9 protein-coding genes are annotated in these 7,633 nt (G+C 66.3%); 3 read left to right on the top strand and 6 right to left on the bottom strand.

The features are described 5' to 3' along the window. Positions 1 to 47: 47 nt before the first annotated feature. The 4 genes from ABD883_RS11275 to cmtR form a co-directional block, all read right to left on the bottom strand. Positions 48 to 755 carry a helix-turn-helix domain-containing protein gene (locus ABD883_RS11275; RefSeq protein ID WP_345032148.1) on the bottom strand — a complete coding sequence of 236 codons (708 nt, stop codon included), beginning with the start codon at positions 753 to 755 and terminating at the stop codon, positions 48 to 50. A 2-nt stretch (positions 756 to 757) separates the two neighbouring features. Next, on the bottom strand, positions 758 to 1,342 hold the full coding sequence (locus ABD883_RS11270; protein ID WP_345032154.1) for a recombinase family protein: 585 nt from the start codon (positions 1,340 to 1,342) through the stop codon (positions 758 to 760). A 114-nt stretch (positions 1,343 to 1,456) separates the two neighbouring features. After that, positions 1,457 to 2,059: a cadmium resistance transporter gene (locus tag ABD883_RS11265; protein ID WP_016997609.1), complete on the bottom strand. Its 603-nt coding sequence runs from the start codon at positions 2,057 to 2,059 to the stop codon at positions 1,457 to 1,459. Beyond that, on the bottom strand, positions 2,056 to 2,415 hold the full coding sequence (cmtR, locus tag ABD883_RS11260; RefSeq protein ID WP_006590980.1) for a Cd(II)/Pb(II)-sensing metalloregulatory transcriptional regulator CmtR: 360 nt from the start codon (positions 2,413 to 2,415) through the stop codon (positions 2,056 to 2,058). Before cmtR ends, ABD883_RS11265 begins: the two co-directional genes overlap by 4 nt. Before the next feature lie 193 nt (positions 2,416 to 2,608). Between cmtR and ABD883_RS11255 the strand changes: the two genes are divergently transcribed. From ABD883_RS11255 to ABD883_RS11245, 3 genes are read left to right on the top strand one after another with little or no spacing between them, the layout of a single operon-like run. Beyond that, positions 2,609 to 3,205: a recombinase family protein gene (locus ABD883_RS11255; RefSeq protein WP_247618847.1), complete on the top strand. Its 597-nt coding sequence runs from the start codon at positions 2,609 to 2,611 to the stop codon at positions 3,203 to 3,205. A gap of 7 nt (positions 3,206 to 3,212) precedes the next feature. Next, positions 3,213 to 4,610, top strand: a complete 1,398-nt coding sequence (locus ABD883_RS11250; protein WP_345032145.1) for a Mu transposase C-terminal domain-containing protein — start codon at positions 3,213 to 3,215, stop codon at positions 4,608 to 4,610. Beyond that, positions 4,607 to 5,425, top strand: a complete 819-nt coding sequence (locus ABD883_RS11245) for an AAA family ATPase (protein WP_010552309.1) — start codon at positions 4,607 to 4,609, stop codon at positions 5,423 to 5,425. The genes ABD883_RS11250 and ABD883_RS11245 overlap by 4 nt, the downstream gene beginning before the upstream one ends. A gap of 717 nt (positions 5,426 to 6,142) precedes the next feature. Here ABD883_RS11245 and ABD883_RS11240 read toward each other — a convergent pair. Next, positions 6,143 to 7,270: an ArsO family NAD(P)H-dependent flavin-containing monooxygenase gene (locus tag ABD883_RS11240; protein ID WP_168887353.1), complete on the bottom strand. Its 1,128-nt coding sequence runs from the start codon at positions 7,268 to 7,270 to the stop codon at positions 6,143 to 6,145. Next, a complete protein-coding gene (locus ABD883_RS11235; RefSeq protein WP_295690112.1) occupies positions 7,270 to 7,626 on the bottom strand; it encodes an ArsR/SmtB family transcription factor in 357 nt (118 codons plus the stop codon). The genes ABD883_RS11240 and ABD883_RS11235 overlap by 1 nt, the downstream gene beginning before the upstream one ends. Positions 7,627 to 7,633 lie beyond the last annotated feature (7 nt).

The raw sequence follows: 7,633 nt of genomic DNA, 5'->3' as shown, positions 1-7,633 counted from the left end.
CTGAACTTCCGCCGTGATGCACTTGCCATGCTCTTGATCCTCTCCCATCAAGAGGAACTGTCCAAGAACCTTGATACACCCCAGTTCTTCGTCCAGATGCCGTGGCGGAGTGCCAGGGCAGTGTTCAAGGCGGATGGGGCGCCCAGGAACACCATGTAGCCGCATACTGCCCGGGAGTAGTCGTCGAGGATGACGGTCAACCACGGCCGGGCAGGTTTGCCGTTGGCGTCCTGGATGAGGATGTCGAGTTCGGTGTGATCGACCTGCCAGGTGGCGTTGGGGCGTTCTGCTCGGTGCCGCCATACGATTTCATAGGTGTCGCGGTAGGCGGCGCTGCCGCGGTGGGCCAGCGTGAGCATGCCGGGGTCCATCGCGGTGACGATGGATCGGACTGTGCTGTAGGAGACCGTCTCCCACCCGTGCATTTCCGCGATTGCGCGGGCTTTCCGGGTGATGGCTGCGGTCGACAGCCGTGGCTTGACCAGGGCGAGACCCTCGATCAGCGTCAGGAGTTCCGGATGAATTTTTCGCTCGCGCTTGGGTGGGGCGGTCGGGGAGAGTCCTGCGATGCCGTGGCGGCGGTATGCCGCATGCCAGCGTTGCAGGGTCCGGAGTCCGATTCCTTCGGTCGCGGCCAGCGTGGTCAGAGTTGTGCCGTCCTCGACGTGGCGACGCAGCACCTGCCAGCGGGCGGCCGCTGTGTTCTCACGTGTGGACGCACTCTCGGGGTTCGCGGGTTGAGTGCCTCCAGCCATGACTACACCGTCTTGGGTGACGCCTGCCGGCGGCGAGGCGAAGTGCCTCCGGGTTCACGACGCAGAGCGCGGTAGACCGTGGTGCGGCTGACGCCGAGGACCTCTCCGATCTGAGCGACCGTCATGTCCTGCTGCTCGTAGAGCTTGCGGGCTGTGCGAAGTTTGTCTTTCGTCAGCAGCGGCGGCCGGCCCCCGGTCCGGCCACGGGCGCGAGCGGCTTTCAGGCCGGCGTTGGTGCGCTCTCGGATGAGGTCACGTTCGAACTCGGCCAGCGAGGCGAAGATGTGGAACACCAGCCTGCCGCCGGATGAGCCGGTGTCGATGTTCTCCTGCAAGGACCGGAACTCGACCCCGCGGTCGCGCAGCTCAGCGAGCTGGTCGATGAGATGCCGAATCGAGCGGCCGAGCCGGTCCAATCGCCACACCACCAGGGTGTCGCCCGGCCGCAACTGGTCGAGGAGCTTGTCCAACTCGGGACGCGATTCCAAAGATCCCGACGCAGTGTCGGCGAAGATGCGATAGCAGCCGGCCGCCTTCAACGCGTCATGCTGTGTGGCTTCGTTCGCTTGGTGGCGGGGTTTTTGCAGCGCTCCGTGGCGGTCTTGTTGCCGCGATCACGCAGGACTGGCTGCAGGTAGGTGTCGCGGTCTGAACCGAGAGGGGTGCGCCCGGTCGGGGCCGTTTGGATCGCTGCCGCTACGTCAGAGTCCGAAGGCTCCGCCGCTGACGAGGATCACGATGCCGAGGCCGATGAGAACGATGGGGAAGAGGATGTGCTCCCAGCGTTCGAGCACTTCGGCGATCGGGGGGCGGGTGGCGACGAACTTTGCCAGGGCCACCAGGACCGCGACGAGCGCGAGGAAGACGATGCAGTAGGCGACTACTGCGAGAGGTTCCACGCTGAGGAAGACAGGGGTGTAGACGCCGATGTTGTCGCCGCCGTTGGCAAGGGTGACGCCTGCGACTGTCCACACGCCGACCTTCTTGCCGGCAACCTTGGCCTCGTCGTCATCGTCGTCATCGTCTCCGCGCCAGGCCTGCCATGCGGCCCAGAGGCCGAGGCCCAGAGGGATGAGACCGAAGTACGGGATGGCTGCCGAGGGCAGGAATGCTCCGGCACCGATGGTCACCAGGACCGCGGCACCGAGGATGCCGGCGAATCCGAGGTACTGGCCGGCCAGAATGCGGGCGGTAGTGCCGCGCTGGCCTGCCCCTCGCGCGAAGAAGAGGGAGAGCACGATGATGTCGTCGATGTTGGTCGCTGCGAACAGGCCCATCGCCTGCAAGACCGAGGTGAGGATCATGCGCCCTCCCCAGCTGCGTCGCATCCGGGAAGCGAGCAGGCGGGATCGATGCACGGGGCGTCTTCGTCCACTGCCAGGGTGGCATCGACCAGTGCCGTCAGCGCCTGCGCCAGGTGCGAATCGGCGATCTCATATCGTGTCCGACGACCCTCGGGCTCGGAGACGACGATCCCGCAATCGCGCAGGCATGCCAGGTGGTTGGACACGTTCGGGCGTGTCAGGTCCAGATCTCGGGCCAGTTCCGCCGGGTAAGCGGGATGGTCGAGCAGGGTCAAGATGATCCGGGATCGAGTGGGGTCGGCCAGTGCACGACCCAGGCGGTTCATCACGTCGAGACGCGAAGCAATAGTCAGCATGGACTGAACTATACAGCACGCACTGAACACTCGGTCACAGGCGTCAGCCCAGATCGCATGCCCGTAAGGGGAACCCTCACCGGACACCACCGCTACTGATCGAGAGGAACGGCGGCACGCCTGGCGGGCTGTCCCGTAAGACCCGTCCGGTGAACTGTCCGGTGAAGGGAGGCTATATGACACACTGGGGAGCATGTCCCCCTTGAAGGTCGGCTATGCCCGAGTCTCCACCGACGAGCAGGACCTGACCGCGCAGCGTGACGGACTCGCGGCGTTCGGCGTCGATCCCAAGCGCATCTACGTCGATCACGGGCTCACGGGCCGCAACGCCGACCGTGAGGGCCTGCGGCAGGCGCTGGCTGCCTGTCGGGACGGCGATACGTTCGTGGTCACCAAGCTCGATCGGCTGGCGCGTTCAGTCCGTGATGCCCACCAGATCGCCGACGACCTCGCGGCGCGGGAAGTGAAGCTGAGCATCGCCGGATCGGTGTACGACCCGACCGACCCGATGGGGAAACTGTTGTTCAACGTGCTGGCGATGGTCGCCGAGTTCGAAGCCGACCTCATCCGTGCCCGCACCCGCGAGGGGATGAAGGTCGCCAAGGCCAAGGGCCGGCTGCGCGGGAAGTCACCGAAACTCACCCCCCGGCAAGAAGCTCACCTCGTCCAGCTACATGCCGCCGACGAGCACACCGTGGGCGAGCTGGCCGAGCTGTTCAGCGTGGGCCGCTCCACGGTCTACCGCGCCCTTCAGCGCGCCGAGCGCGGGCGCGAGAACACCTTGCAGTAGGTGCGTCGTGGACGCTCGAGCGCGGTGGCGAATCCTCAGGCTCCACGTCGAGGACCAGGTGCCCTTCGCGCGCTTAGCTCGCGAGACCGATGTAGGGCTGCGGACCCTGGAGCGCTGGCACGCCCGCTACCGCGCCGACGGCTACGCCGGACTGGAGACAGCCTCACGGGCGGACGCCGGCTCCCGCCGCCTTCCGCCCGACCTCGTCGACCTGATCGAGGGCCTGGCACTGAGCAAGCCGCGGCCGGCCATCGCCACGATCCATCGCAAAGTCACGGGCATCTGCGCCGCACGGAGGTGGCCGGTCCCCTCCTACTCGGTGGTGTGGGACATCGTGCGGACCCTGGATCCCGGCATGGTCACCCTCGCCCTGGAGGGCGCAGCGTCCTACCGCGACAAGCACGAGCTGGTGCTACGCCGGCAAGCAGAGCTGCCCAACGCGATGTGGCAATCCGATCACACCATGCTCGACATCCTGGTGGTGGGCACCGACGGCAAGCCCGCACGGCCATGGCTAACAACGATCCTCGACGACTGCTCCCGGGCGGTCTGCGGCTACACAGTCTTCCTGGGCGCACCGTCGGCGATGAACACCGCCCTGGCGCTGCGCCAAGCGATCTGGCACAAGACCGACCCGGCCTGGCCGATGTGCGGCTTGCCCGACGTGCTCTACGTCGACCACGGCAGCGACTTCACCAGTGACCAGCTCGCCCACACCGCCGTCGACCTCCACATCCGACTGATCCACTCCACCGTCGCCCGACCCCAGGGACGGGGCAAGATCGAGCGGTTCTTCGGGACCATCAACACCGAGCTACTCGCCACCCTGCCCGGACTCATCACCGAAGGGGACCCCTGGCCGACACCGAAACTGTCCCTGGCCGCCCTCGATAGCGCCCTGGAGGCGTTCGTGGCCACCTACAACGACCGCACGCACAGCGAGCTCGGAACCTCCCCGCGCAGCGCGTGGATCGCGGACGGCTGGCTGCCCCGAATGCCCGAGAGCCTGGAAGACCTCGACAGACTGCTGTTGACCGTCGCCAAGACCCGCGTCGTGCGCCGCGATGGCATCCGATTCCAGGGCCTGCGCTACGTCTCGCCAACTCTGGCCGGCTACGTCGGACGCTCGGTCGTGATCCGCTACGACCCCCGCGACATCACCGAGATCCGCGTCTTCGACCACGACGAATTCGTCTGCAAGGCCGTCAACCAAGAGCACCACGATCAAAAGGTCAGCCTCAAGGAGATCCAGGCCGCGCGCAACGCCCGCCGCCGGGCGCTGCGAGCCGGCATCAACGAACGCATCGCCCTCGTGGCCGCACCTACCGAGACGCCACGGATCACCGAAGCACCGGCTCCGGCGCCGAGGTCGGCGTTGAAGATCTACAAGGAGGACCTCAGGTGAGCCAGCGCTTCATCGTCACCAAGGAGCACCGCCGCTTCACCGAGTTCGCCGACGCCGTGCGCCGCGGGCACACCATCGGTTTGTGCTTCGGATCAGCCGGCGTAGGAAAGACACTCTCCGCGCGCCGCTACGCACACTACGAGAAGGCTCATGACCTGCTGACCTACTGGGGGCCGCGCTCCGACAACGACGCCAAGATCTACGCCGCCTTGAACCGGAGCCGCACCGTGCTCTACACCCCCAGCGTGCTGACCACCCCGCGGACCCTGAAGGACGAGCTGACCCAAGCCATCACCCGCACCAACATGTGCATCGAGCAGCACCTCGTACCTCCCGGCACGGCCACTCCCGAGGCCTGGGGATGGCGACACGGCAGGAACTACGTGGAGCTGATCATCGTCGACGAGGCCGAACGACTGCGTCCCGCCGCGCTGGAACTGCTGCGCGATCGCTACGACCGCGACGGCATCGCCCTGATCCTGATCGGCATGCCCGGCCTGGAGAAGCAGTTCAGCCACTACCCCCAGTTCTACAGCCGAGTCGGCTTCGCCCACCAGTACCGGCCCCTGGGACAAGACGAACTGCTGTTCGTCCTCGAGCGACACTGGCGATCCCTCGGCAAGACCCTCGACCCCGACGACTTCACCGACGCCCAAGCCATCGCAGCCATCGCACGGATCACCCGCGGCAACTTCCGGCTCCTCGAACGCCTCTTCCCCCAGATCCAGCGGGTCCTGAAGATCAACGAACTCGACACCATCACCAACGACGTCATCGAAGCCGCACAGAGCACCCTGGTCATCGGTGTCACCTGACCCCGCCACGAAGCGACCGAAGAACCCCGCCATTCAGCAGACGAAGTCACAGCCCAAAGCGTGTCCCATCCCCCGAATGTACCAATTCCCGTGAAGAACGGGAAGAACCGAAACATAGATACTGGCACTAAGTTTCGTTACAGCGTCAGGATTTGCCGGCCGTGATTTCTCCTGGTGCCGACGACGATGCGCCGGTGGCGCGATGTCTTGTAGCGAAAACGGTCGTTACTGCTACAGCCGCAGCCTGTCCGCGTTGTCGGTGAGATAAGCAGGCCGGAGGAAGCCCCCACCTGCTGAGGGTGACGATCATGGATCGAACCGCGATCAGAGATGGATACAGCCGCAACTGTGCCGAGTTAGAGGCTGCCTGCCCTGCACCGCGCGAGCGGCTCCGAGGCGCGACGGGGCAGCAACGGCACCCGATGGACGTGTACGCCTACCCGATCCGGCATTTCGACTTTCATGCATCCCAGCTCAGCCTTCCCGGAACCCGGACGGCTTCTGCTTGAGACGAGCAGGATCGCCCTGGGTGCGGCCGACCACAATATGGTCACTCGTGGCGAAGAGCGTCATGCATCGCGCGCAGTGCCATGGTCGCCCGCGACGGCCAGATCCTCACAGCAGCAATCCGGATACTGCTCACAGGCGCGCACGATCACGCCCCGCCTGACCGCGCATCCGCAGTCCGCGCACATCATCTCCATGCGCTGATGGTACTCACCGTGCTCGTGCAGAGATGGCCGCAGCAGTCGTGGCGGACTCAAGATCGCCGGCGATGGCGCCGACCGTGGCTTTCGCGGTGGATCCGACACCGACGAGGGTGGCCGATCCCGGACCGGTCCAGTCTCCGTAGCCTGCGAAATAGAGCCCCGGGATCCGGGGTGACGCCGTTCCGTCGAGCCTGATCGTCCCGTCTGACTCCCGGAGGTCGTGTGCCCGCAGATGGCGCAGCGCCGGTCTGAAGCCGGTGGCCCAGATCACCGCGTCGACTCGGCGTGTGCTGCCGTCGTTCCAGATCACGCCGTCGCGGGTGAAGCGTTCGAACATCGGGTGAGGGATCAGCAGCCCTGCATCCCGTGCCTTCTTCACGGGTGGGACGGCAACGATGTCGCCCAAGTTCGCGACGCCGCCGGAGTCCGGTTCCCCGGCGGCCAGTGCGCGCACCCGCTGGCTGGCCACCCGGAAGAGCTCGCGCCCGTCGACGTCGTCGGGCAGATAGCGCGGCGCACCGCGCAGGCACCAGGTCACCGTCGCGGCGCGGGCGAGATCGGCTGCGATCTGTGCGGCTGAGTTCGCTCCGCCGACGACGAGGACGGATTGGCCCTTGAACTTGCCTGGTCCGCGGTAGTCGGCACTGTGCATCTGACTCCCGCGGAAGCTCCTCTGCCCCGGCACGGTTGGCCAGAAGGGCTGCGACCATGTGCCCGTCGTGTTGACGACGGCACGCGCCCGCCACTGCCCGGCATCGGTGAGCAGCTGGAATCCCTCGCTGGTTGGGATGACCTGGGCGACTCGCACCGGCCGCACGACTGGGAGTGAATACCGCTCCTCGTAGTCGGCCAGATACCGGATCACGTGATCGGCGTCGGGGTTACCGCCGGAGGTTCTCGGCATCAGCCGGCCGGGCAGGGATGAGTATTCTGCCGGCGAGAACAGCCGCAGCGAGGGCCACACGTGCCTCCAGGCCCCACCAGGGGCGTCCTGGTCATCGAGAATCACGAAGGACAATCCGGCACGGCGCAGGTAGTAGCCGACCGCCAGGCCGGCCTGTCCGCCACCGATCACGGCAACATCGGCTCGATCTCTCACCTCCACCGCGCGACTGACTGCCCCGAGTGCGGTCATCAGTCCAGGGCGAGGAACTGGCGCAGCTCGGCGAACGCTTCGCGCACCACGGTGTAGTGCGCCCACTTGCCGCGCTGCTCACGCGTCAGGAGGCCCGCCTCGACAAGCTTCTTGAGGTGGTGGCTGATCGTCGGCTGGCTGATGTCGAGCGTCTCGGTCAGGTCGCAGGCGCACACCGCGTCGCATCCCTGCGCGGCTACATGCGACAGCACCCGCAGCCGGGTCGGGTCGGACAGCGCTTTGAGCTTTCTGGCCATCTGTTCGGCCTGGTCCGCGCCCAGCGGTGCGACCGCCAGCGAACAGCAGTCGTTGGCATGGGGGGTGAGCAGTTTCACGGTTTCGAATGCGGTTGCCATCACCCCA

The organism is Brevibacterium pityocampae (assembly GCF_039541555.1).
GTDB lineage: Bacteria > Actinomycetota > Actinomycetes > Actinomycetales > Brevibacteriaceae > Brevibacterium > Brevibacterium pityocampae.
This window is presented reverse-complemented; position numbering and strand designations above follow the sequence as displayed.

What these genes read in the sequence shown, in the direction of transcription:
- cmtR (WP_006590980.1), bottom strand. Translation starts at nt 2,415, where the DNA reads ATGCTGACTATTGCTTCGCGTCTCGACGTGATGAACCGCCTGGGTCGT.
- ABD883_RS11265 (WP_016997609.1), bottom strand. Translation starts at nt 2,059, where the DNA reads ATGATCCTCACCTCGGTCTTGCAGGCGATGGGCCTGTTCGCAGCGACC.
- ABD883_RS11275 (WP_345032148.1), bottom strand. Translation starts at nt 755, where the DNA reads ATGGCTGGAGGCACTCAACCCGCGAACCCCGAGAGTGCGTCCACACGT.
- ABD883_RS11255 (WP_247618847.1), top strand. Translation starts at nt 2,609, where the DNA reads ATGTCCCCCTTGAAGGTCGGCTATGCCCGAGTCTCCACCGACGAGCAG.
- ABD883_RS11235 (WP_295690112.1), bottom strand. Translation starts at nt 7,626, where the DNA reads ATGGCAACCGCATTCGAAACCGTGAAACTGCTCACCCCCCATGCCAAC.
- ABD883_RS11240 (WP_168887353.1), bottom strand. Translation starts at nt 7,270, where the DNA reads ATGACCGCACTCGGGGCAGTCAGTCGCGCGGTGGAGGTGAGAGATCGA.